The 23,131-nt window shown below is 66.7% G+C and carries 21 protein-coding genes and 1 tRNA gene; 9 read left to right on the top strand and 13 right to left on the bottom strand.

The annotated features are described in order from the left end of the window. Positions 1-4: 4 nt before the first annotated feature. The 3 genes from O3305_RS04580 to O3305_RS04570 form a co-directional block, all read right to left on the bottom strand. On the bottom strand, positions 5-550 hold the full coding sequence (locus tag O3305_RS04580; protein ID WP_269575328.1) for a hypothetical protein: 546 nt from the start codon (positions 548-550) through the stop codon (positions 5-7). Next, complete coding sequence (locus O3305_RS04575; protein ID WP_269575327.1) at positions 547-2,490, bottom strand: 2-oxoacid:acceptor oxidoreductase subunit alpha; 1,944 nt, start codon at positions 2,488-2,490, stop codon at positions 547-549. The genes O3305_RS04580 and O3305_RS04575 overlap by 4 nt, the downstream gene beginning before the upstream one ends. A gap of 79 nt (positions 2,491-2,569) precedes the next feature. Beyond that, positions 2,570-3,466 (bottom strand): histone deacetylase family protein, encoded by an 897-nt coding sequence (locus O3305_RS04570; RefSeq protein WP_269575326.1) that lies wholly within the window; start codon positions 3,464-3,466, stop codon positions 2,570-2,572. Positions 3,467-3,618: 152 nt separating this feature from the next. On the opposite strand from O3305_RS04570, the gene O3305_RS04565 reads away from it, so the two are divergent. From O3305_RS04565 to O3305_RS04535, 7 genes are all read left to right on the top strand, one after another. Continuing rightward, the gene (locus O3305_RS04565) at positions 3,619-4,098 is read left to right on the top strand and encodes an RNA pyrophosphohydrolase (RefSeq protein ID WP_269575325.1); all 480 of its coding nucleotides are present in this window, start codon (positions 3,619-3,621) and stop codon (positions 4,096-4,098) included. 44 nt (positions 4,099-4,142) lie between these two features. After that, complete coding sequence (locus O3305_RS04560) at positions 4,143-5,084, top strand: DUF481 domain-containing protein (RefSeq protein ID WP_269575324.1); 942 nt, start codon at positions 4,143-4,145, stop codon at positions 5,082-5,084. Between the two features lie 145 nt (positions 5,085-5,229). Then, positions 5,230-6,438 carry a hydrolase gene (locus tag O3305_RS04555; protein WP_269575323.1) on the top strand — a complete coding sequence of 403 codons (1,209 nt, stop codon included), beginning with the start codon at positions 5,230-5,232 and terminating at the stop codon, positions 6,436-6,438. After that, on the top strand, positions 6,435-7,445 hold the full coding sequence (locus O3305_RS04550) for an arginine N-succinyltransferase (protein WP_269575322.1): 1,011 nt from the start codon (positions 6,435-6,437) through the stop codon (positions 7,443-7,445). Before O3305_RS04555 ends, O3305_RS04550 begins: the two co-directional genes overlap by 4 nt. Further along, positions 7,445-8,704 (top strand): N-succinylarginine dihydrolase, encoded by a 1,260-nt coding sequence (locus O3305_RS04545; RefSeq protein ID WP_269575321.1) that lies wholly within the window; start codon positions 7,445-7,447, stop codon positions 8,702-8,704. The genes O3305_RS04550 and O3305_RS04545 overlap by 1 nt, the downstream gene beginning before the upstream one ends. Positions 8,705-8,755: 51 nt before the next feature. Further along, a complete protein-coding gene (locus O3305_RS04540; protein WP_184166210.1) occupies positions 8,756-8,968 on the top strand; it encodes a hypothetical protein in 213 nt (70 codons plus the stop codon). Positions 8,969-9,039: 71 nt separating this feature from the next. Beyond that, complete coding sequence (locus O3305_RS04535; protein ID WP_184166213.1) at positions 9,040-10,341, top strand: sensor histidine kinase; 1,302 nt, start codon at positions 9,040-9,042, stop codon at positions 10,339-10,341. A 161-nt stretch (positions 10,342-10,502) separates the two neighbouring features. On the opposite strand, the gene O3305_RS04530 is transcribed toward O3305_RS04535, so the two are convergent. Further along, a tRNA-Arg gene (locus O3305_RS04530) sits at positions 10,503-10,579 on the bottom strand. Between the two features lie 82 nt (positions 10,580-10,661). On the opposite strand from O3305_RS04530, the gene O3305_RS04525 reads away from it, so the two are divergent. Beyond that, entirely contained in the window at positions 10,662-11,159 is a 498-nt protein-coding gene (locus O3305_RS04525) for a hypothetical protein (protein WP_269575320.1), read from the top strand. A 2-nt stretch (positions 11,160-11,161) separates the two neighbouring features. Here O3305_RS04525 and O3305_RS04520 read toward each other — a convergent pair whose 3' ends face one another. From O3305_RS04520 to O3305_RS04485, 8 genes are all read right to left on the bottom strand, one after another. Then, positions 11,162-13,444: a fused MFS/spermidine synthase gene (locus O3305_RS04520; RefSeq protein ID WP_269575319.1), complete on the bottom strand. Its 2,283-nt coding sequence runs from the start codon at positions 13,442-13,444 to the stop codon at positions 11,162-11,164. Between the two features lie 167 nt (positions 13,445-13,611). Beyond that, positions 13,612-14,142: a GNAT family N-acetyltransferase gene (locus O3305_RS04515; RefSeq protein WP_269575318.1), complete on the bottom strand. Its 531-nt coding sequence runs from the start codon at positions 14,140-14,142 to the stop codon at positions 13,612-13,614. A gap of 8 nt (positions 14,143-14,150) precedes the next feature. Next, positions 14,151-14,702 carry a GNAT family N-acetyltransferase gene (locus O3305_RS04510; RefSeq protein ID WP_269575317.1) on the bottom strand — a complete coding sequence of 184 codons (552 nt, stop codon included), beginning with the start codon at positions 14,700-14,702 and terminating at the stop codon, positions 14,151-14,153. Beyond that, positions 14,699-15,235: a GNAT family N-acetyltransferase gene (locus tag O3305_RS04505; protein WP_269575316.1), complete on the bottom strand. Its 537-nt coding sequence runs from the start codon at positions 15,233-15,235 to the stop codon at positions 14,699-14,701. The genes O3305_RS04510 and O3305_RS04505 overlap by 4 nt, the downstream gene beginning before the upstream one ends. Next, a complete protein-coding gene (hemB, locus tag O3305_RS04500; protein ID WP_269575315.1) occupies positions 15,232-16,218 on the bottom strand; it encodes a porphobilinogen synthase in 987 nt (328 codons plus the stop codon). The genes O3305_RS04505 and hemB overlap by 4 nt, the downstream gene beginning before the upstream one ends. 18 nt (positions 16,219-16,236) lie before the next feature. After that, positions 16,237-17,685, bottom strand: coding sequence for an MATE family efflux transporter (locus O3305_RS04495; RefSeq protein WP_269575314.1), 1,449 nt, complete (start codon positions 17,683-17,685; stop codon positions 16,237-16,239). Positions 17,686-17,756: 71 nt separating this feature from the next. Then, positions 17,757-18,797, bottom strand: a complete 1,041-nt coding sequence (locus tag O3305_RS04490) for a choice-of-anchor A family protein (RefSeq protein ID WP_269575313.1) — start codon at positions 18,795-18,797, stop codon at positions 17,757-17,759. 171 nt (positions 18,798-18,968) lie between these two features. Then, positions 18,969-21,647, bottom strand: a complete 2,679-nt coding sequence (locus O3305_RS04485; RefSeq protein WP_269575312.1) for a valine--tRNA ligase — start codon at positions 21,645-21,647, stop codon at positions 18,969-18,971. Positions 21,648-21,756: 109 nt separating this feature from the next. On the opposite strand from O3305_RS04485, the gene O3305_RS04480 reads away from it, so the two are divergent. Then, positions 21,757-22,179 carry an MAPEG family protein gene (locus tag O3305_RS04480; protein ID WP_269576457.1) on the top strand — a complete coding sequence of 141 codons (423 nt, stop codon included), beginning with the start codon at positions 21,757-21,759 and terminating at the stop codon, positions 22,177-22,179. A 10-nt stretch (positions 22,180-22,189) separates the two neighbouring features. On the opposite strand, the gene O3305_RS04475 is transcribed toward O3305_RS04480, so the two are convergent. Beyond that, positions 22,190-23,098, bottom strand: a complete 909-nt coding sequence (locus O3305_RS04475) for a hypothetical protein (protein ID WP_269575311.1) — start codon at positions 23,096-23,098, stop codon at positions 22,190-22,192. Between the last annotated feature and the right edge of the window lie 33 nt (positions 23,099-23,131).

Raw genomic sequence — 23,131 nt, 5'->3', positions numbered from 1 at the left:
TCCCTCAATTCGCTTCGGCGATGGAGAGCTTCTCCATCGTCACGCCGCCGAACAGGTCGCGGCGGATGGCGTCGAACACGCGGCGGCGGTCTTCGGCGCGGTAGATGGTGGCGAGCACGGTGACGCGGACGCCGTCGACATCGGCGATCCAGCTCTGCTTGATGCCCTGCTTCGTCAGGTAGTCGCCGAAGAAGTTGCGGCCAGGTGGGCGCCCGTCGAGGCTGAACTTGCCTTCAAACAGCGTGTCGATCACTCCGGCCTGGCGCGGGCTGGCGCGGCCATACTCGGCCAAGGCATGCCAGTCGCTCATTCGCTGAGCGTCGGCAAAGACGACGGCGATGACCGGATCGAGGGGGTTGTTGCTCCGATAGGCCCGCATCGGGCCTCCATATCCGCTGCTGCTGTCGCCGTAATCGGGCGAGAGTCCAGCCAGCTGCGTGGGCAACGCCTTGATATGGGCAACCACGTTCGGGGACATCATGGTTCTCTGGGCCGCAGCGGGAGAGGCCGTGAGCATCAGCCCGATCAGCAAACTCGTGGCGCGGATCACGGGTTCACTGCCTCCGGACTGGGCAACTGGCTGTCGCTGGGCGGGAGTTCCTGGTCGAAGTCCACGCCGATATGCTGGGCGATCGCCCTTTCGATCTCGGCGATGCGGAACGGTTGGCCGGAGACCTTGGTGAGCGACCGGGCATCGACGAGATACTGGTCGCGCAGCAGCGTCTTGAGCTGGCCCGTGTTCATTTCCGGCACGAGGACATGCTCGTAACTCTTTAGCAGGTCGCCAAGATTTCTTGGAAGCGGCCAGATGTGGCGGATATGGATGTGGCTGACGTCATGCCCCTTTGACCGCGCGCGGCGTACCGCCTGGGCGATCGGGCCATAGGTCGAGCCCCAGCCGACCACCACCAGCTTGCCGCCCGCCTGTCCCTGCTCGACCGGCTGGTCGGGCACGTCGATGCCCATCGCCTTGTCGCGGCGCATGTCGGTCATCGCCTGGTGGTTGGCGGGCGAATAATCGATATTGCCCGAGCCCTGCGCCTTCTCGATGCCGCCGATGCGGTGGAGCAGGCCCGGCGTGCCGGGCTTGACCCAGGGGCGCGCGCGCTTGTCGTTGCGGGCATAGGGCTGGAACTTCTCGCCCTCCGGCGGGACCTGGGTGTGGAACGCCACCGGGAACGGCTCGTAGCTGCTCATGTCCGGCACCTTCCAGGGCTCGGCGGCATTCTGGAGATAGCCGTCGGTGAGCAGCATCACCGGGGTCATATACTGGGTGGCGATGCGCACCGCCTCGATCGCGACGTCGAAGCAGTCAGCGGCCGAGCGAGCCGCGAGCACCGGCAACGGAGCGTCACCATTTCTGCCGTAGACAGCTTGATATAGGTCAGACTGTTCAGTTTTTGTGGGAAGCCCGGTGGAGGGGCCGCCGCGCTGGGCGTTGACGATCACCAGCGGCAATTCGGTCATGATCGCCAGGCCGATCGCCTCAGTCTTGAGCGCGATGCCCGGCCCCGAGGAACAGGTGACGCCAAGGCTGCCGGCATAGGCGCTGCCCAACGCCGAAGCGACCGCGGCGATCTCATCCTCGGCCTGGAAAGTGGTGACGTTATATTCCTTGTACCGCGAGAGCGTGTGCAGGATCGCGCTGGCCGGGGTGATCGGATAGCCGCCGAAAAACATCGGCAGGTTCGCGAGCTGGGCCCCCGCGACCAAACCCAGCGAGATCGACTCCGCGCCGGTGACGGTGCGGTACAGGCCGGGCTCGGCAGGCGCGGCGGCGACCTGGCGTTGGCTGATCCCCATCGCGCCGAGCTCGGCGGTCTCGCCATAGGCATGGCCGGCGTTGAGCGCGGCGATATTGGCTTCGGCCAGATCGGGGGCCTTGGCGAACTTGGCCTTGAGCCAGTCGACCAGGGGCTGGCGATCGCGATCGAACATCCAGAGCGCGAGGCCCAGCGTCCACATGTTCTTGCAGCGTAGCGCCTCCTTGTTGCCGAGGCCGAAGGGCTTCACCGCGTCGAGGGTCAGCTGCGAGATGTTGAGCTTGAGCAGCTGCCACCGCGCCAGGCTGCCATCCTCGAGCGGATTGGCGGGGTATTTTGCCTTGTCGAGGTTGCGCTGGCCGAACTCGCCTTCGTCCGCGATGATCAGGCCACCGGGCTTGAGCGCTTCGACATTGGTCTTGAGCGCCGCCGGGTTCATCGCGACGAGGACATCGGGCTGGTCGCCCGCCGTATCGATCCGGGCCGAGCCGAAGTTGATCTGGAAGGCGGAGACCCCGAACAACGTGCCCTGGGGCGCGCGGATCTCCGCGGGGAAATCGGGGAAGGTGGCGAGGTCGTTGCCGGCCAGCGCGGTGGAGAGGGTGAACTGGCCGCCGGTGAGCTGCATGCCATCGCCGGAGTCGCCGGCGAAACGAACCACGATCGCTTCAGGTGCGGGATGCGCCGACGCCTCTTCGGGCGTGAGCGTATGCGCGGCAGTCGCCACAGCCTGTCTCCTGCAATTTTATATCGTTGCGCAGATGTCTACGCTCCAATCTCCCTCAACCCAAAGCAGAAAATGCGGATCAGCTCCGGGGCACGCCCTGCCCCAGCGCCAGGATCGAGGCAACGTGGCGGCGCGAGACTTCGAGCGCATCCTCGCCATAGCCGCCACCCAATGCGCTAGCGAAGGGGACGCCGCGTGACGTCATGGCGGCGGAAATCCAGCGATCGCGCTCGATCAGCCCTTCGTAGCTGAGTCCGAGGCGGCCGAGCCGGTCGCCGGCGAGCGGATCGACGCCCGCCTGATAAAGAACCAGATCGGGTGCGAAACTTTCGAGCAGCGGGATGAGAGTGTCCTCCAGCGCCTCCAGATACTCCGCGTCGCCCACCCCGTCGGCCAGCGGCACATCGAGCGTGGAGCGCGCCTTGCGAACCGGGAAGTTCTTCTCGGCATGGATCGAATAGGTGGCGATCTCCGGGCGTCCCGCGGTCAGCGCCGCAGTGCCGTCGCCCTGATGGACGTCGCAGTCGACGATCAGGATACGATGCCCCTCCTCCGCCAGGCGCACGCCGGCGATGGCGAGATCGTTGAACACGCAGAAGCCCGCGCCGGTACTGGCGAGCGCATGGTGGCTGCCACCAGCGGTGTTCGCGGCGAAGCCATGTTCGAGCGCGAGCCGGGCGGCGAGATAGGTGCCGCCGGGAACGGCCTGGGACCGGCGAGCGACTTCGGGCGTGACCGGGAAGCCGATGCGGCGCTCCTTCTCGGGCGGCACGGCGGCGCTGAGGACTTCCTCGACATAGTCCGGGTCGTGGACGGCCTCGAGCCAGGCGCGCGGCATCGGTTCGGGCTCGTGCCAGGTGAAGACCGGCCCTTCCTCGCGCAGCAGGTCGCGGACGAGGCCGTTCTTGTTCCATTGATATTGGCTGCGCGCTGGCGCCGGAGCGACGTAGTCTGGATGGTGGACGAGGTGGATCATTCGCTTGGAAGGTAGGTTGCGTCTCCCAATTCGTCATCCCCGCGCAGGCGGGGATCCAGGATGACAAAGGACTGACTTTCTTGGCTCTGGATCCCCGCCTGCGCGGGGATGACGAGGGTGGTTTGGCTGTCCATCTCGCGCTACGAGGCCCCATGACCGATATCGCCTCCCTTCCCTATCGCCCCTGTGCGGGCGTGATGCTGCTCAATCGCCACGGCCGGGTGTTCGTCGGCCAGCGGCTCGATTCCGTGGTCGAGGCCTGGCAGATGCCGCAGGGCGGGATCGATCCCGGCGAGGACGCGCTTGAGGCAGCCTGGCGCGAACTGTGGGAAGAGACCGGGGTGGCCCGCGAGCTTGCCGAGCTGGTCGCCGAGGCCCCGGACGAGCTGTTCTATGACCTTCCCGAGGACCTGGCCGGGCGGATCTGGAAGGGCAAGTGGCGCGGCCAGCGCCAGCGCTGGTTCCTGTTCCGCTTCCTGGGCGAGGACGGCGACGTCAACATCCAGACCGCCGAGCCCGAGTTCCGCGCCTGGCGCTGGGCCGAGCCGAAAGATCTCCCCGAGCTGATCGTGCCGTTCAAGCGGGCGCTATATAAGGAACTGTTGACCGTCTTTGGACAACATCTCGTCTGATCCTGCCCTAGTTTCGCTCTCATAACGGCGATACGGACCCTGTCATGCGCGCCTCGCTCCTTGCCCTGCCGTTGCTGTTTGCTGCCCTGCCGGCGATGGCCATGCCACTGGATGACGATGATGACGGTGTTGCCGCGGCGCTGGCCACGGCCAATGTTCCGCAGGCGCTCAAGCTGATGCTCGAGGCGGCGATGGAATCGGGCAACGAGAACGACGTTGCCGTGATCGTGAAATATGCGCGCACCGCGGCACCGGACGGCGCCGACCAGCTGGTGAGGATCGCGGCCGATTGGCGCGATTCCAGGACGAAGAAGGCGCAGGCCAAGATCCGCAGCGCCGATTTCTTCGCGCTGGTGAAGGGCCATGCCGAGCTTGGCGGCTATGTGACCACCGGCAATACCGAGAATGTCGGCATCGCGGCGGCGATGGAGCTGAAGCGCGACGGGCTGGAATGGCGCCACAAGCTGCGTATCCAGGGCGACTATCAGGAGAGCCTGGGGATCACCACGCGCGAGCGCTATCTCGCAGCGTACGAACCCAACTGGAAGTTCGACGACCGCGCCTATCTCTACGGTGCCGCGCAATATGAGAGCGACCGCTTCTCCGGTTTCTCCGACCGCGTCTCGCTGTCGAGCGGGATCGGCTACAGCGCGGTCAAGTCGCCGGCGGTGGAGCTCGACCTCGAAGTGGGTCCGGCGTTCCGGTACACCCGCTTCATCGATCAGCCGGCCGAAAGCAATGCCGCGGCGCGCGGAAGCGTGGATTTCGGCTGGAAGATCACCAAGGGCATCTCGGTGACGCAGAATGCCTCGGCCTATCTGCAGAACGCCAACAGCACCGTCTCGTCCAAGTCGGCGCTGCTCACCAAGCTCTTCGGGCCGCTCTCGGCGCAGTTCAGCTATTCGCTGCAATATGAAAGCACCCCGGCGATCGGGCGCAAGAGCACCGACTCCACCAGCCGCGCGGCACTGGTCGTCGATTTCTGACCTGACGGCTCGGCCGGCTGCTTCCTTCCTTGTTCCCCGGCTTTCGCCGGGGAACCGAGTGGTAAGCGGTGCCATGCCTTGCCTGCATGAGATTCCCGGCGTTCACTGGGGTGACCGCAATAATATTTCGCGCTAGGTCCAGTGGATGACCGAGCTTTCCAAGACAGAACGCGCGGCAGTGGAGAGGGCCGCGGCCTCGCCGATGCTGGCGCGGACCGAGGCCTGGACGGCGATCAACAGCGGCACCCGCAATATCGCGGGGCTCGCCCGCATGGCCGATGCGCTGGCCGACGCATTCTCCGTCCTGCCCGGCCCGATTACGCTGGTGGAGCCCGAACCCGCCGACAGCGTGACCGTCGACGGCCAGGTGCTGCCCCTCGCCCATGGCCATCATCTTCACCTAGCGGTGCGTCCCGACGCGCCGGTGCAGATCCTGCTAACCGGCCATATGGACACGGTCTATGGTGCCGATCATCCGTTCCAGGCGAACAGCTGGCTGCCCGATGGCAACCTCAATGCGCCGGGTGCCGCAGACATGAAGGGCGGGCTTGCCCTGATGCTCGCGGCGCTGGAGGCAGTGGAGGACAGCACGCTCGCCTCGCATATCGGCTATGAGGTGCTGATCAATTCGGACGAGGAGACCGGCTCCTTCTCCTCGGCCGGGCTGATCGCCGGCGCCGCCAAGGGCAAGATTGCCGCGCTCACCTATGAGCCTGCGCTGCCCGATGGCACGCTGGCGGGCGCCCGCGGGGGTACCGGCAATTTCTCGATCGTGGTCCACGGCAAGTCCGCCCATGCCGGGCGCAACCCCGATGAGGGGCGCAACGCGCTGGTCGCTGCCGCGGACCTGGCGATGCGGCTCAATGACGCCAAGGCTCCCGGGCTTGCGGTGAACCCGGCGAAGATCGACGGGGGTGGCCCCAACAATGTCGTGCCCGAACTGGCGATCCTGCGCGTCAATTTCCGGCCCAAGGATGCCGAGGCGATCACTCGCGCCCGGATCGCGATCGACCAGGCCGTGGCGATCGTTTCCGTGAAGCATGACGTACGCATCCATGTGCATGGCAGTTTCAACCGCCCACCCAAGCCACTGGATGCCGGTGCTGAGAAATTGTTCGAACTTGTGCGCGCATCCGGCGCCGACCTGGGCATTCCGGTCGCCTGGAAATTCTCCGGCGGGGTGTGCGACGGCAACAACATCGCCGCCTGCGGGGTGCCGGTGGTCGACACGATGGGCGCGCGCGGCGGCCTGATCCACAGCCCGGACGAATTCCTGATCCCGGAAAGCCTGGCCGAACGCGCCGCGCTTTCCGCCGTCACCATGTTGCGTATCGCCGAAAAGGGGAAGTTATGAGTTTCGTGATCCGTGCCGCCCGCGACGAGGATCTGCAGGCGCTCTACGAGATGGCGAAGCTGACCGGCGGTGGCTTCACCAATCTGCAGCCCGAGAAGGACGTGCTCCGCGCCAAGCTCGCGCGCAGCCATGCGGCGTTCGATCGCGCCGAGGACGAGAGCGGCGACGACGTGTTCGTGCTGGTGCTCGAGAATGTCGATACCGGCGAAGTGCGCGGTACCTGCCAGATCTTCACTGCCGTGGGGCAGCGCTGGCCCTTCTATTCCTATCGCCTCGCCACCGAGACCAAGCATAGCGAGGAACTGGGCCGAACCTTCCGCGCCGAGACGCTCAGCCTGGTCAACGACCTTGAGGGCTGCTCGGAGGTGGGCGGGCTGTTCCTGCATCCGGGCGAACGCGCCGGCGGGCTGGGCATGCTGCTGGCACGCAGCCGTTACATGTTCATCGCCCGCCACCGGGCGCGCTTCGCCGAGCGGATCCTTGCCGAACTGCGCGGGGTGATCGACGAGGCGGGCGGTTCGCCCTTCTGGGATGGCGTGGCGGGGCGCTTCTTCGGGATGAACTTCCAGGAGGCGGACAGCTTCAATGCGATCCATGGCAACCAGTTCATCGCCGATCTGATGCCCAAGCACCCGATCTATACCGCGATGCTCTCCGAGAGCGCGCGCGGGGTGATCGGCCTGCCGCACCCCTCTGGCCGGGCCGCGATGCGGATGCTGGAGAGCGAGGGCTTCGCCTGGGAGCGCTATGTCGACATCTTCGACGGTGGCCCGACAATGACCGCGCGGACCGACCAGGTGAACACGGTGCGCGATGCCAGGACCGCCAGGGTGTCGGCGATCGAGCCGGGCGGCGAGGCCGCGCTGGTCGCGACCGGGCGGCTCACCGGCTTCCGGGTGACGCAGGGGCGCGTGACGGCGCAGGGCGACGGCGTCGTCATCGATCCGCGCACTTCCGAGCTGCTCGCGGTCGGCTTGGGCGACGAAGTCATGCATGTGGGCCGCTGATGCTTACCGAGATCAATTTCGACGGGATCATCGGCCCCAGCCATAATTATGCGGGGCTGAGCCACGGCAACCTCGCGGCAACGCGCAACCGGGGCGAGACCTCGTTCCCGCGCGCTGCGGCGCTGCAGGGCATCGCCAAGATGCGCGCGAATATCGCGCTGGGGCTGACCCAGGGCATCCTCCTCCCCCATGCCCGCCCGGATCACCGCTGGCTGGCGCGCCTCGGCACCCGTTTCGAGGATGCGCCGCCGCACAGCCAGGCCCAGGCGCTCTCCGCCTCGCCGATGTGGGCAGCCAACGCCGCGACTGTCTCGCCGGCGCCCGATACCGGCGACGGGAAATGCCATCTGAGCGTCGCCAATCTGGTGACGATGCCGCATCGCAGCCATGAATGGCCCGAGACGCTGGCGCAGCTGCGCATCGCCTTTGCCGACCCCGCCTTCACGGTGCACGGTCCGGTGCCGGCGCCGTTCGGGGACGAGGGCGCGGCCAATCACATGCGGCTTGCCGCCGAGCATGGCGCACCGGGGGTCGAGGTGTTCGTCTATGGCATCTCGGGCGGCCCCTTCCCTGCCCGCCAGCATCCCGATGCCAGCGCGGCGGTGGCGCGCAAGCACCGGTTGGAACGCGTGCTGTTCGTCCAGCAGTCCGAGGAGGCGATCGCCGCCGGCGCGTTCCACAACGACGTGGTCGCCGTGGCCAACGGACGGGTGCTGTTCGCGCACGAACAGGCCTTTGCCGACAAGGACCGCTTCTACGCCGACCTGCGCGCGATGCTGCCGGAAGTGGAGATCGTCGAGGTGCCCGCGGCGAAGGTCAGCCTCGCCGACGCGATCAAGTCGTACCTGTTCAACGCGCAATTGGTGACGCTGCCCTCGGGCGAGATGGCGCTGGTGCTGCCGGGCGAGGCACAGGCGACGCCGAGCGTGTGGAACTGGCTGCAGGAGCATGTCGCGGGCAATGGCCCGATCCGGCGGCTCGAGGTGGTCGATGTCCGCCAGTCCATGGCCAATGGCGGCGGCCCGGCCTGTCTGCGCCTGCGCGTGGTCTGCGATCCGTCGACAGTTGATCCGCGCTTCTTGGTCGACGATGCAAGGCTCGATCGCATCGCATCCGTGATCGAGGCGCATTGGCCCGAGGCGATCCCGTTCGACTCGATCGCCGACCCGGCGCTGATCGCCCAGGTGGAGGCGGCACGGGCCGCACTGCTCGAGGCGCTGGACCTGTCGGATTTACTTACAGGTAACCATCCGTTTTAACGCGAAACTACGTATTTTGGCGCTTGGCCCGGGGCTTGCTTAACCTCTGGCATGTTCTACCGCATCGGCCGCCTGTTCACGATCAAGTCCAAGTTCGAGGCGTTCCTCGTGATCTACGGCCTTGCCTGCGGCGCGACGGAGCGCGGCGTGCACTATCTCGGCAAGTTTCCCGGGTGGGAGGGCTGGATGCTCTTCGCACTCTGCCCGATTGCTGTATTCATGGCGGGCGCCAAGATCCTGGACAGCTTCGATGTTCCGGATTGACCAGCGAATTGTTTCTGTAACGATCGGGGTTTAGCGGCCGTCGGGCTGGCCTGTGGGGAGGTTTTGAGCGCGTGCGTTTGTTCCGGGGTATATTTTCTTCTCTCGCAGCGCAGGCGCTGCTCGCCGCGGTAGTGCCGGGCGGCCTGATGGTATTCGTGATGCACGAGAGCCAGCAAGCCGAACTGGCCCAGCGTGACCGCGAGCGGCTCGATGCGTTCGTGCAGACCGCCGCGGAAGCAGCGCGCGCCGGGCGCCCGCTCGACCAGGTGGCGCAGCTCCCCGGGCCGCTTTCCGGGCGCGTGCTGCTCGTCGATCCGCAGGGTCAGGCCATCGCCGGCCCGACCACCAGCCTCGCCACGCGCGCCGAACGCCCGGTCCAGGTCGATGGCCGCACCGTGGCGACCGCCAAGATCGTCCGTCCGCCGGAGCTCAACGACCAGGATCGCCGGGTACTCGCCACCCAGTATATTGGCGTGGCGGCGATCGTGCTGGTGCTGTTCGTGCTGCTGCTGGTGATGGCCTATGTCTTCGCCCGGCGCTGGACGAAGCCGCAGCTCCAGCTCTACCGGATGAGCCGCGACGTGGTGAACGGCGATCTCGACCTCTATTTCGACGAGGAAGGCCCGGCCGAAGTGGTGGCGACGATGCGCAACCTGCGCCGCATCGCCAGCCAGTTCAGCCGCCTGGAGACCGCACGCCGCACCTGGCTGGTGTCAATCTCGGGCGAACTGAAGACGCCGACCGAGAATATGGGCGAGCATTTCATCAAGCTGTGCGAGGTGGATCCCCCGCTCCCGCCCGAACTGATCGGCGCGATCGAGGAGGATACCCGCCGGCTGATCCACATGGCCGAGGACCTGAACGCGGTGGCGCTGGCCGATCTCGGCCGCCTGCCGGTCAGCTTCGCCCAGGTCGATCCGCGCGCGCTGATCCACAACGCCATCTATGCCGACAGGAAGCGCGCCGAGGCACAGGGCGTGCGGCTCGAGACGAGCACGCTGCCCGAATATACGGTGATCGTGAAATGGGACGGCGCGCGCATCGAGCAGCTGTTCGGCGCGCTGATCGACAATTCGCTGCGCTACACGCCGAAGAACGGCCGAATCGTGCTCGGCCTCGAAAGCTCGCGCGATGCCTGGCGCCTGATCATCGACGACAATGCCCCGGGCGTGGATGTGATGCTCGCGCAGCGGCTGTTCGAGCCCTTCTACCGGAGTTCGGACCGTTCGGACGAATCGGCCGCCTCCGGCCTTGGCTTGGCGACGGCGCGTGCGATCGTCGAGGCGCATCATGGGCGGATCGAGGCGAGCCGCTCGCCGATCGGCGGCCTGCGCGTGACGGTGATCCTGCCAGGCAACCCACCCACCGCCTGATTTGCCCTGTAACGGCCGACAGACCCAAGCCCCGCCTGACCTCGGTCTGGCGGGGCTTTCTGTTTCGAAGAGCTTCTGAAGGGCCCTGCGGCCGCCGCCGGAACGCGCAGAGCCTGAAACAGAAAAACCCCGCTAAGCCGTTGGCCTAGCGGGGTTTTAATTGGCGCACCCGGAACGATTCGAACGTCCGACCCTCAGATTCGTAGTCTGATGCTCTATCCAGCTGAGCTACGGGTGCGCTGTGGAGGGGAGCCTTTAGAAGCGCTTTTTGGATCGCGCAAGCCGTTGCGTGCACTTTTCCACAGGCATAAGGCACTTTCATGCGATTTATTCTGCTGCTCAGCCTTACCGCCCTCGCCGGATGCACCGAATCCACGGGGCGCTTCCCCTCGTTGCTGCCCCGGCCGATTGAATCGACCAGCCTGGCCGAGCCCGATCGCCCCGTGGCGATGGCGGCCCCCGACGCGGCGCTCGACAAGCGAATCGCCGAGATTCGCGGGACGCTGGCAGAGGGGATCAAGGCATTCACCGCCGGCGCTCAGGATGCGGAGGCCAAGATCGCTGTCTCCCGCGGGCTCCCGCAGGGGTCCGAGGCATGGCTGCAGGCGCAGGTAGCGATGGGATCGCTGGCCGAGTTGCGCCGCCCGGCGGTCTCGGTGCTCTCCGAGCTGGAGGAACTGGCGACGCAGCGCGGTGTGGATGGCTTGCCGCCCTACCCAGCGCTCGATGCGGCGGTCGCGGAAGCCGACCAGGCGGCCACGCAGCAGCAGAACCGGATCGATTCGCTCGAAGCCGCGCTGGGCGGCACCGGCAACTAGGCTCAGTCTTCCGTCAGGTCCGGGTGCAGAACGCGCAGCACCGGGATCACCGACGCATAATCATCGGTCCAGGGCTGGAATTCCGGCCAGCTCTTGAGCTGCCGCCAGCCCCCGCCCCGTGCCGCCAGCCGCTGCAGCACCGCGGGATCGTGGCTGAGCGCAATCCATTCCGAAGCCGATTCGGCTCTTGGCTCGACCTGATCCACCTTGGTGCCCCCGCCCGGCAGCGGCGTGGCGATGAAATGCGGCGCAGGTTCATAGGACAGGCGAATCGCCTTCCATCCCCCGTCACGCGCTGCCGCGGACACCACCGGTGCCAGCGCCATGAACCGGTTCGAGATATGGACCAGCAGCAGCCCGTTCGGCGCCAGCACCCGGCTATAGGTGGCGAAAGCCTGGCGGGTGAGCAGGTGCATCGGCACCGAATCGGACGAAAAGGCGTCGAGCGCGAGCAGATCGAGGCTGGCGGTCTGCGATTCGGTAAGGCGCACCCGGGCGTCGCCGATCGAAATCCGGGTCTGTGGCGCACATTGGCGCAGGAAGGTGAACTTCCCCGAATCGCGGGCGAGCTGCACGATCGCCGGATCGATCTCGAAGAATCGCCACGCCTGGCCGGGCTTGGCATAGCAGGCGAGCGTGCCGGTCCCGAGGCCGACCACGCCGACACGAGCCGCGGGCCCGTAAAGCTCGGGCAGCGCCTGCATCGCCTGCCCCACGCCTGACCCGGGAACATAATAGGTGGTGGGCTGGGTCGACTGCGCGCCCTTTAGCTGGATGCCGTGCAGCGTGGTGCCGTGCGCCAGCTGGTTCTCGTTCTTGTACTCGGTGACGGTGTAGACACCGAAATAGCTACGGGTGCGCGCGTCGGAGAGCGAGAGCTGGATCGAGCGATAGCCGCCGAACAGGATCAGCCCGCCCGCCAGCGCCGCCAGATAGGCCGGACGCCGCCCTACCGCGACCAGCCCGAGCACGGCGACCAGCACAAAGGCGATCTGCTCGTGCATCTCGCCGAGCAACTGCCCCGGATTGGCGATGCCGATCCAGACCAGCAGCGCCACCAGCGCGCCGATCAGGACCGTCTTGCCACTGGCGCCGTGCAGCCAGAAATCGCGGATCACCGGCAGCAGGAAGATCTGCGGGCTGAGGATGCCGGCGGCGAACACCAGCAGCGGATATTCATAGGTCCAGTCGAACAGGATCGGCGCGAGCAGACCTGCGAACACGCCGCCCAGCACGCCGCCGAACGACATGGCGAGGTAGAAGTCGGTCAGCCGGTCCGGTGCCGGGCGCAGGGCATACATGCGGGCATGCAGCGTCACCGAGACGGTGAACAGCAGCAGCAGGCCGATGAGCGCATTGAGATAGGCAAGCTGCTGGTGCCCGGCGATCAGCGTGGCACCGAACATCAGGATGATCACCGGCGCGAAGCGGGTGAGGATGTCGGGCAGCACCGCATTGTCGCGGAAGGCGACCGAGAAGCTGAGCAGATAGAGGCCGAGCGGCAGCACCCATAGCATCGGCACCGCGACGATATCGGTGGTGAGGAAGGTGGTGGTGGCCAGCATCAGTCCCGAGGGGACGAAGGCCAGAATAATCCAGTGCAGCACGCGGCGGCGCGGCGGCGCGGGCGTGTGATGCGCGACGTGCGGCTCGCCCTCGGCCTGGCGTGGCAGGCGGGCGGCGCAGGTGGCAACAAGTGCGAGCACCAGGACATAGCCGGCGGTCCACAGCCAGCTCTGCCCCTTGAGCGCCAATGTCGGCTCGACGATCAGCGGATAGGCGATCAGCCCGCCGAAGCTGCCGATATTGGACGCCGCGTAGAGCGCGTACGGATCACGGCCATGGCTGGCCAGGCTGTACCAGCGCTGGAGCAAGGGTGCCTGGGCCGAGATGGCGAAGAAGAGCGGGCCGATCGAAGCGATGAGCAGCCAGGGCACCCAGATCGCGGGCTCGGCATCGCCGGGCAGCTCGGTGGCGCTCACGCCGATCGGCAGCCAGAGCGCGGCGACGATCAGCACGCCGATATGGATGGTCGCCTGCATGCGCGGCGGCACGCGGCCGAGCCAGTGCGCATAGGCATAGCCGCCGAGCAGCAGCGCCTGATAGACCAGCATCGCGCTGTTCCACACCGCCGGCGCGCCGCCGAGCCGCGGCAGCGCCATGCGCGCGACCATGGGCTGGACGAGGAAGAGCAGGAAGGATCCGGTGAGGATCGCTGCCACGAACAGCCAGCGCGTGGTGCGCGATCCGGCCTGTGGCGTCACGTCTTCGATGCTGCCCTCCATCCCGTCAGCGCCCCCTGCCGCTCTGGGCCGATTCGGCTTGCCGATCGCTGAACCGAGGTTGGGGGAAGGATTGTGCGGGATACGTAACGAACATGCCGCGGAGGCAAGCAGAGGACGTCCTGCTAGTAAAGGGCCAGGATGTTTCCGCTACCTTTTGCGCCGTGCCATCAGTCCGCCGGGCGCGCGATCCGATAGGTGATGTGCGGGTTGAGCCAGTCGGGTGCATTGGGGTGGATGAAGTCCTCGTCCTGCGCGCGCGTCATGCCCAGCCGCTCCATCAGGCCCCAGCTGCGGGTGTTGCCCAGCACCGTCATCGCCGCGACCTGGGGCGTATCGAGATTTGCCCATGCCCAGTCCAGACTGGCCTGCGCGGCTTCACGCGCATAGCCCTTGCCCCAGCCGGTAGCGGCCAGACGCCAGCCGATCTCGACCTGCCCGAACAAAGGCGTGCCCTCGGGCCCGGGCTTGAGCCCGCAAAAGCCGAGGAACGCGCCGTCTTCCTTGCGCTCGATCGCCCAGAAGCAATAGCCGTGCGCACCGAGCAGCGCGTTCTGGCGCGCCATTGCGGCATCGGCATCCTCGGCACTGAGCGGCGGGCCGAGGAATTCCATCACTGCCGGATCCCGGCCCATGGCGTGCCAGGCAGGGCGATCGCTGTCTTGCCAGCGGCGGAGGATCAGGCGGGAGGTTTCGATCATCATGCTTCCTAGTCGGTCGTTCCGGGGCGCGTAAGGACATAGACGATCTGCGCGCCGACGGGGTCTCCGGGCGGATAGCCCTGGTGGTGGAAATCGAGATCGGGCCTGCGGGTCATGCCCAGGCGCTTCATCAGGCCCCAGCTCGCCTGGTTCTCGATCGTGGTCCAGGCCCCGATTGCCCGGGCATCGAGGTTGGCCCAGCCCCAGGCGATGCTTGCCTCGATCGCCTCGCGGGCATAGCCCCTGCCCCAATGCGGCTCCGCGATCCGCCAGCCGATCTCCGGCATGCCGGCGACCAGCGCACCCGGGGGATAGTCCGATGCGATGCGGATGCCGCAGCTGCCGATCAGCTCGCCGGTATCGCGCAATTCGGTGGCCCAGTAGCAATGGCCGAAATGGGCATGATCGTTCAGCCGGCGCTCGAACATCGCGTCCATCTTCGCCACGGGCTGGATCCCGCCCAGATACCGCATCATCGGCCCGGTATTGAAAATCGCATCGAACGCCGGGCGCTCCTCCGGCCTCCAGGGCCGCAGGCGGAGACGCTCCGTCTCGATCATGCCGGGCGGTCGATCGCGTAGACGATCATCGCGCCGAAAGGGTCTTCCGGCGCGAAATCGGGGTGCCGGAAGTCGAGATCGGCGCGCCGCCGCATGCCGAGCCGCTCCATCAGGCCCCAGCTGCGCGTGTTGCCGATCACCGTCCAGGCGGCGATGCGCGGGCGGTCGGTATTGGCCCAGCCCCAGGCGATGCTCGCCTCGGCCGCCTCGCGGGCGATGCCCTGCCCCCAGAATTTCTCGCCGATCCGCCAGCCGATCTCGAGCTCGTCCGATACCGGCGTGTTCGGATGGCCACCGATGCGGACGCCGCAGACCCCCGCCATCTCGCCGGTCTCGCGGATCTCGACCAGCCACATGCAATGGCCGTGGCGGGCCTGCTGGTCGATCATCTTGTCGATGATCGCGTCGTGCTTGGCCTGGGGCACCGGGCCGCCGAAATGCTCCATCATCGCCGGGGTATTGGCGAGGGCATGGAACACCGGCTTGTCGGCCTCGACCCAGGGGCGGAGGCGCAGGCGGGCGGTCTCGATCACCGGGCGAGCAGCTTCGCCGCCAGCGGCGCATGATAGGTGAGCACGCCCGAGCAGCCGGCCCGGCGGAAGGCCATCAGCGTCTCGAGCACCAGCGCCTCGCGCTCGCCGGCGCCCGCTGCCGCCGCGGCCTCGATCATCGCATACTCGCCGCTCACCTGATAGGCGAAGACCGGCACCTGGAACTCGCTCTTCACCCGCAGGATGATGTCGAGATAGGGCAGGCCCGGCTTGACCATCACGCTATCGGCGCCCTCGGCGATGTCGAGCGCGACTTCGCGCAGCGCTTCCTCGGCATTGGCCGGGTCCATCTGATAGGTCTTCTTGTCGCCCTTGAGCAGCCCGCGCGAGCCGACCGCGTCGCGGAACGGGCCATAGAAAGCCGAGGCATATTTGGCGGCATAGGCCATGATCTGGACGTTGACGTGCCCGTTCGCCTCCAGCGCCGCGCGGATCGCGCCGACACGGCCGTCCATCATGTCCGACGGGGCGACGATGTCCGCCCCCGCCTCGGCCTGGACCAGCGCCTGGTCGACCAGCACCGCGCTGGTCTCGTCGTTGAGGACATAGCCATTGGCGTCGACGATGCCGTCATGGCCGTGGGCGGTATAGGGATCGAGTGCGACATCGGTGAGCACGCCGATATCGGGCACCGCGTCCTTGATCGCCTTGATCGCCCGGCACATCAGATTGTCGGGGTTGAGCGCCTCGCGCCCGTCATCGGTACGCAGTTCGCGCGGCGTATTGGGGAACAGCGCCAGGCAGGGAATGCCCAGGTCGCGCGCCTCGCGGGCGCGGTCGGCAATGCCGTTCAGCCCCCAGCGCGAGACGCCGGGCAGCGAGGCGATCGGCTCCTCCCCTTCCCCTTCTGTGACGAAGAGCGGCCAGATCAGGTTGGCCGGGGTTAGGACGGTCTCGGCATGCATCCGGCGGCTCCATTCGGAGGCGCGGGTGCGGCGGAGGCGAAGCGCGGGATACTGACTCATGCTGGGGCTGATGCGCCCTCAGCAATTGGGTTGCAAGCGTCCGGCGGGTTCGGTGGTCGCCAGCGTCTCTTCCTCGACCTTTTCGGGCTCGGGCGGCACCACCAGCACCTGCGATCGCCAGCCGCCGTACCGGTAATAGAGCGAGGCGAACAGCAGCGAGAAGGCCGATCCGATCGGGAAGGAAAGCCATAGCGCATCGGTGCCGAACCAGCGCTGGCCGAAGAATGCGAAGCCGAAGCGGATCGGGAACAGGGTGAACGCCAGGATGACCAGCGGCGGCACGGTGGCGCCATTGGCGCGCACGGTGGAGAACAGCACCATCGTCGCGCCGAACATCAGGAAGGTCCAGCTGGCGAGAAGCTGGATATGGCGGGCGATCGGGATGGCCGGACTCTCGGAACCGACGAACAGCGCCATTACCGGGCGATCGAACAGGATGATCGCGACGATCACGATCAGCGTGACGATCGTGTTGAAGATCAGCCCCGAACGGGTGATCGCGCCGACCCGATCCCATTTGCCCGCGCCGATATTCTGGGCGGCCATGCCCGATACCGCGACGCCGATCGCCATCGCGGGCATCTGGATATAGGTCCAGAGCTGTTGCGAGACGCCATATGCCGCGGCGGTATCGACGCCGAGCCGGTTGACCAGCCCGACCATGGTGAGGCCGGCGGTGGACATCACCAGCATCTGCGCCCCCATCGGCAGGCCCTTGGCGACGATCGTGCGGACCAGCGCGCCTTCGGGGATCAGGTAGCGCAACTCGGGTCCGCGCAGCCGCACCGGCAGGTCGCGCCAATAGACATAGGCGAGCAGGCCAAGGCTCGAGACGATCCCGGCGATCAGCGTGGCGGTGGCCGAGCCGGCGATGCCCATGCGCGGGAACGGCCCGATCCCGTCGATCAGCAGCGGGTTGAGCCCTGCATCGATGATCACGCTCAGCACCATGAACCACAGCGGCGTGACCGAGTCGCCGGTGCCGCGCAGGCTCATCTGGATCAGCACGCCGAGCATCGAGAACGGCAGGCCGAGGAAGATCACCCGCAGATAGGCCAGTGCCATCTGCTGCGCCTCGCCCGGCGTGGCGAGCAGGCGGAGGATCTGAGGAGCGAAGACCCAGCCGATGATGGCGATCAGGCAGGCGCCGCCCATCACCAGCCCGATCGCGGAACCGAAGGCGCGGCGGGCGGCCTCTACGTCGCGGCGGCCCATCGACTGGCCGATCAGGATCGTCGCGGCCATGCCGAAGCCGAACACGGCCGAGAACATCAGGAACATGATGATATTGGCATTGGCCGTCGCGGCCAGCGCCTGCTCGCCGAGGAAGCGGCCGACCCAGATCGTGTTGATCGAGCCGTTGAGCGACTGGAGGATGTTCGAGCCGAGCGTCGGCAGCGCGAACAGCAGCAAGGTGCGGCCGATCGGGCCCTGGGTCAGGTCGTGTCTGGGAGGAGGGCCGGCCATGATGCTCGCTTCGGTTGGGCGGGAAGAGAAACTACCCGCCTGCCCTTCACCAGCATTGGCCGGCGTTCAGGTCAAGCTACCCGAGTGCGTCGGCGACGCGTGGCCCACAGGCCGATCGCACCCAGTGCGAACAGGCCGACCGCCTCACCCGGGATCGGGCTAGGGCCGCCACCGCCGGGGGTGCCGGTGCTGGGCGGGTTATAGGTGCCGGTATAGGTGCCGAGATGGAACTCGCCATTCTGGGTCAGGCTGCCGAACACCGCCGAACCCTGGATGTAGTTGCCCTTGGTCGCCGCTGCCGTGGGCGCGAGGACCGAGCCGCCCCATGCGGTACTGGCGTTCAGCGTGGTGGCGTCGGGGAAGTTCCAGATGACATGCTCGCCCAGCCCCTGGGTGCCGCCGAGGAAATTGTCGTTCAGGTTGACGTTTCCGCCGCTGACATTGACGATCGCGGTGTCCGCGCCGTTCAGGTTGAACTGGATCTCGCCGATCTTGTCGAGATCGGCCGCGCTGATGTTGAACACCGCAACCCCATCCGCATTCGGCATGGCGTTGAAAGTGCCGCGATTGCCGGCAATCACCAGGTTGCTGTTCGCGTCGAGGCCGCCGAGCGTCTTGGACAGGTCGGTCAGGCTCGAGCTGAGCAGGCTGCCCTGCTGCTTGAGGTTTACCGAGAAGCTGGGATCGCTCGCCGCAAGTCCCGACTGCACCGTGTTCTGGTTGACGTTGGTGTTGGCGATCGTGCCGCCGACCTTTACCGTCTGCGCCGCGCCGTTCAGGTTGAAGCCGCTGTTGACGTTGCCGCCGATCACCGCGCCCGAACCGTTGTTGAGGTTCTTGGTCGATCCGTTGACGTCGCCGACCACGGTGAGGCCAGGAATGCCGAGCGGGCTCGGGGTTGGATTCGCGATCTGATAATTGGAAGAATTGCCGTTGAGGTTGCCGCCGACAAAGGTACGCCCCTCGACTTCCGACGAGGAGGTCAGGTCGCCGAGCACCACCAGGTTCCAGGTCCGCAGCGCATCGAGCCCGGCGACGGACTGGGCGGAAGCGGGTGCAGCGGCGAACAGCGCCACGGCAGCAACGCCGGCGGACATCAGGAAGCGGCTCATGGAGAACTCCGAGGGGTACGACTCGAAGTTGGTTAAAGACGCTGCACCGCAGCAGGGAAATTGCGAAGCTTGGTTAACGGCGTCCCGTATCGGGAGCAGCAACGAAACGACACCGTCGCCCCGGTCCCAAACATCGTCATCCCCGCCTCCGCGGGGATGACGGAATAGAGCTTAACCGAGACGAGCCAGCGCCGCGCTCAGCCGCTCGGCCTCGGCTGCCTTTTCGGCATGATCGGCGCGGGCCTTCTCGACTGCCTCGGGCTTGGCCTTCTCGACGAAGCTCGGGTTGTTGAGGCGACCGGCAAGCCCGTCCCGCTCCTTCTCCGCCGCGGCGATCGCCTTGGCGAGGCGGGTCTTCTCGGCTTCGATATCGACCACGTCGCCGAGCGGCACCACGAAGGTCGCTTCGTCGACGACGATCTGCAGCGAACCGCCGGCAGGCACCTCGCCCGAAGCCTGATCGACGCGCGCCAGACGCGCCAGCGCTGCTTCCTGGCGACCAAGCCGGGCGGTGGTTTCACCCGAGGCATCGCGCACGAAGACCGGCAGGCGAGCACCTGGCGGCACGTTCAGTTCGGTACGGGCGGCGCGGATCTCACTGACGAGCCGGATCAGCCAGTCAATCTCCTGCGCGGCCGAGGGATCGAGCGCACGGGCATCGGCCATCGGCCACTTGGCGACGATCAGTTCATAGTCGCGCGGGCCCATCTTCGACCATAGCTCTTCGGTGATGAAGGGCATGAACGGGTGGAGCATGACCAGGATCTGGTCGAGCACCCAGCCGGCGACCGCGCGGGTCTCCTCGACGCCTTCCGCACCCTCACCCTGCAGCACCGGCTTGATGAGCTCGAGATACCAGTCGCAGAAGCGGCTCCAGACGAACTGGTAGATCGTGTTCGCCGCTTCGTCGAAGCGCAGGTCGGCCAGCGCCAGGTCGAGCGCCTGCACGGTGGCGACGGTCTCGGCGATGATCCAGCGGTTGACCGCGAGGTTCGCCTCGGGCGCCTCGATCGTGGTCGAGGCCGAGATGCCGTTCGACTGGGCGAAGCGCGCGGCGTTCCACAGCTTGGTCGCGAAGTTGCGATAGCCCTCGATCCGCTTCTCATCCATCTTGATGTCGCGGCCCTGGCTTTCCATCGCCGCCATGAAGAAGCGCAGCGCATCGGCGCCGTAATTGTCGATCAGCCCGAGCGGATTGACGACGTTGCCCTTCGACTTGGACATCTTCTGCCCGTCCGCCGCGCGGACCAGGCCGTGCAGGTACAGCGTCCTGAAGGGCACTGCCTTCATGAACTGCAAGCCCTGCATCATCATGCGGGCATCCCAGAAGAACAGGATGTCGAAGCCCGAGATCAGTACGTCATTGGGATAGCGCCCGCCGAGCGTGGGATCAGGGTTCTCCGGCCAGCCCATCGTCGCGAAGGGCCAGAGCGCCGAGGAGAACCAGGTGTCGAGCACGTCGGGATCGCGGGTGAGCGCAACGCCCTCGCCCGCCTGTGCCTGGGCTTCCGCTTCGGTCTCCGCGACATAGGCGGTGCCGTCTGCGTCGAACCAGGCCGGGATCTGGTGGCCCCACCAGAGCTGGCGCGAGACGCACCAGGGCTGGATGTTCTCCATCCAGTTGAAATAGGTCTTTTCCCAGCTCTTAGGCACGACCTTGGTCGCACCCGAACGGACGGCCTCGATCGCCGGCTTGGCCAGCGTCGCGGCATCGACATACCATTGGTCGGTCAGCCAGGGCTCGATCACGTCGCCCGAGCGGTCGCCGAACGGCGTCGCGATCGTGCGCGGTTCGGCGTCATGCTCCTCGCCGTCCTTGTCGACATGCGGGATCAGGAAGCCTTCTTCCTTCAGCCGCGCGACCACCAGCTTGCGCGCCTCGAACCGGTCGATGCCGAGCAGGTCGTCGGGGATCAGCCCGTCGGACGTCTGGGTGATGCGGGCCTTGGTATCGAGCATGTTGAGCATGTCGCGCGCCTCGATCCCGGCGCGGCGGCCGACCTCGAAGTCGTTGAAGTCATGCCCCGGCGTGATCTTTACCGCGCCCGAGCCGAGCTCCGGATCGGCATGCTCGTCGGTGACGATCGGGATCAGGCGACCGGTGATCGGCAGGCGGACCTGCTTGCCGACCAGCGCGGCGTAGCGCTCGTCGGTCGGGTGCACGGCCACCGCCATGTCGGCCAGCATCGTCTCGGGGCGCGTGGTCGCGACCTCGATGAAACCCGATCCGTCGGCGAGCGGGTATTTCAGGTGCCAGAAGCTGCCCTTGACGTCCTTCGTCTCGACCTCGAGGTCGCTGATCGCGGTGCCGAGGCCCGGGTCCCAGTTCACCAGGCGCTTGTCGCGGTAGAGCAGCTTCTGCTTGTGCAGCTCGACGAACACCTTGAGGACGGCCTTGGAGAAGCCCTCGTCCATGGTGAAGCGCTCGTTCGCCCAGTCCATCGAGCAGCCGAGGCGGCGGAGCTGCTGCGTGATCTCGCCGCCGCTCTCTTCCTTCCACTCCCAGACCTTGGCGACGAATTCTTCGCGCGTGAAGTCGGTGCGCTTCTGCTGCTTGAGGTTCATCTGGCGTTCGACGACCATCTGGGTCGCGATGCCGGCATGGTCGGTGCCGACCACCCAGCGCGCGTCCTTGCCCTTCAGCCGGGCATGGCGGACCAGGATGTCCTGCAGCGTATTGTCGAGCGCATGGCCGATATGCAGGCTACCGGTCACGTTGGGCGGCGGGTTGACCAGCGTCCAGGGATCGGCGCCATCCCGCTCGGGGCGGAACAGGCCATTGGCTTCCCAGTGCTGGTACCAGCGGGATTCGAGTTCGGCGGGGTCGAAGGTCTTGGGGAGTTCGCTCATGATCGAGCGGCTTTAGCGGCGAGCCGGGCCCCGGGTCGATACAAAACTCGCGGATGATGCAGGTTGTTGATACAAATGCGTAACGACCGAGCCGAGGAGGGAGGCGATGATGCGTCTGGAAATGACCGTGCTGGTGTGGAGCTGCCTGTTGGCGCTCGTGCACATCTTCGGTGCCGCGCAGGTGAAGACCCGGCAATATGGCACCAAATGGAATATGGGTGCCCGTGACGAGGAACTGCCGCCCCCTGCCCCGATCGTCGGGCGGATGAGCCGCGCCCAGGCCAATTTCTTCGAGACCTTCCCGCTGGCGATCATCGCGGTGGTGGCGCTGAGCGTCACCGGTACGCAGACCTTCTGGACCCAGCTCGGCGCGCTGCTCTGGCTGGGCGGGCGGATCGTCTACCTGCCGCTCTACGCCGCCGGCGTGCCGGTGCTGCGGACGATCGTGTTCCTGGTCAGCCTGGCCGGCATCCTGATGATGCTGTGGCCGTCGCTGGCGCTCGGCATCGGCGCGAACACGATCCTGGGCTAGCTTCCCCGCGCTAGAGCGCGAGGTCGATGTCGACGATGGCGCGGTCGGCCAGCGCGTTCGGTCCCCAGACCGGCGAATGGACGATCGTGCCGTCGGCTTTGGTCCAGGACAGGCGCACGCTGATCGGAACGCCCGGCGTCACGACATAGCCGCCGCTCGCCGGGAAGCGGCTGCGGTCGCGCAGCAGCCATTTCGCGAAGCCGGTGAGCGGTCTGGCGCCGGTGATCTGGCCGGCGATCATCCAGTTGGTGGCGCCGCCCTCTCCAGCCGTGCCGATCTCGACGTGCACCGGGCCGCTGGCGTCGATGCGGCGATGCTCCACCGCGATCCAGGCATCCAGCGGCTGCGGCACCGGGTTGCGCTCGGCGACCGGATCGACGGGGCGGATGCCCAGGTTGCGCAGCAGGCGGTTCACCCCCGCGCTGCCGCCCGCGAGCACCAGCGATTCGATGAGCCGGCAGAGGAAATGCGCATCGGCACCGCCGGTGTCATAGCCATAGTTCGCGAACAGCTCGATCAGCAGCACCGACTGGAAGCCGAAGGTCACCGCCAGCGCGAACAGGCAGGAAAGGATCGGCTTGATGTTCCGCCCGTTGAAGAAGGCCGCGACGAAGCCGAGGTTGAAGAACCATGCCAAGGCGGATTCTAGGATCGCCGCGAGCACGAACAGCACGATCAGCGCCTTGCCCGATTCGGTGATCACCTGGGGCGCTTCCGGATCGCCTGCATCGGCGCCGGGCTGGTTCGCCTGGGGTGGAATGGCGGCTTGCGGCGCGGCCGCATCCACCGGCGCGGCTGTTTCATTGGCGACGAATACGCCGTCCTGCTCGTTGGCGACAAGGACACCGTCCTGCGCCAGCGCCGGCCCGACGACCAGATTGGTGGAAAGCAGGAACAGAATGGCGAGCAGGCTGCGCATCAGGTGTCTCCCCCAAAGACAAGGGGGATCAAT

The sequence above is a fragment of the Sphingomonas sp. NIBR02145 genome (assembly GCF_027359115.1).
GTDB lineage: Bacteria > Pseudomonadota > Alphaproteobacteria > Sphingomonadales > Sphingomonadaceae > Sphingomonas > Sphingomonas kyeonggiensis_A.
This window is presented reverse-complemented; position numbering and strand designations above follow the sequence as displayed.

Bases quoted from the DNA above. Each gene is read 5' to 3' on its own strand.
- O3305_RS04550 (WP_269575322.1), top strand. From the start codon at position 6,435: ATGAGTTTCGTGATCCGTGCCGCCCGCGACGAGGATCTGCAGGCGCTC.
- O3305_RS04475 (WP_269575311.1), bottom strand. From the start codon at position 23,098: ATGCGCAGCCTGCTCGCCATTCTGTTCCTGCTTTCCACCAATCTGGTC.
- O3305_RS04520 (WP_269575319.1), bottom strand. From the start codon at position 13,444: ATGGAGGGCAGCATCGAAGACGTGACGCCACAGGCCGGATCGCGCACC.
- O3305_RS04485 (WP_269575312.1), bottom strand. From the start codon at position 21,647: ATGAGCGAACTCCCCAAGACCTTCGACCCCGCCGAACTCGAATCCCGC.
- O3305_RS04545 (WP_269575321.1), top strand. From the start codon at position 7,445: ATGCTTACCGAGATCAATTTCGACGGGATCATCGGCCCCAGCCATAAT.
- O3305_RS04570 (WP_269575326.1), bottom strand. From the start codon at position 3,466: ATGATCCACCTCGTCCACCATCCAGACTACGTCGCTCCGGCGCCAGCG.
- O3305_RS04525 (WP_269575320.1), top strand. From the start codon at position 10,662: ATGCGATTTATTCTGCTGCTCAGCCTTACCGCCCTCGCCGGATGCACC.
- O3305_RS04565 (WP_269575325.1), top strand. From the start codon at position 3,619: ATGACCGATATCGCCTCCCTTCCCTATCGCCCCTGTGCGGGCGTGATG.
- O3305_RS04555 (WP_269575323.1), top strand. From the start codon at position 5,230: ATGACCGAGCTTTCCAAGACAGAACGCGCGGCAGTGGAGAGGGCCGCG.
- O3305_RS04560 (WP_269575324.1), top strand. From the start codon at position 4,143: ATGCGCGCCTCGCTCCTTGCCCTGCCGTTGCTGTTTGCTGCCCTGCCG.
- O3305_RS04490 (WP_269575313.1), bottom strand. From the start codon at position 18,797: ATGAGCCGCTTCCTGATGTCCGCCGGCGTTGCTGCCGTGGCGCTGTTC.
- O3305_RS04540 (WP_184166210.1), top strand. From the start codon at position 8,756: ATGTTCTACCGCATCGGCCGCCTGTTCACGATCAAGTCCAAGTTCGAG.
- O3305_RS04495 (WP_269575314.1), bottom strand. From the start codon at position 17,685: ATGGCCGGCCCTCCTCCCAGACACGACCTGACCCAGGGCCCGATCGGC.
- O3305_RS04515 (WP_269575318.1), bottom strand. From the start codon at position 14,142: ATGATCGAAACCTCCCGCCTGATCCTCCGCCGCTGGCAAGACAGCGAT.
- hemB (WP_269575315.1), bottom strand. From the start codon at position 16,218: ATGAGTCAGTATCCCGCGCTTCGCCTCCGCCGCACCCGCGCCTCCGAA.
- O3305_RS04510 (WP_269575317.1), bottom strand. From the start codon at position 14,702: ATGATCGAGACGGAGCGTCTCCGCCTGCGGCCCTGGAGGCCGGAGGAG.
- O3305_RS04480 (WP_269576457.1), top strand. From the start codon at position 21,757: ATGCGTCTGGAAATGACCGTGCTGGTGTGGAGCTGCCTGTTGGCGCTC.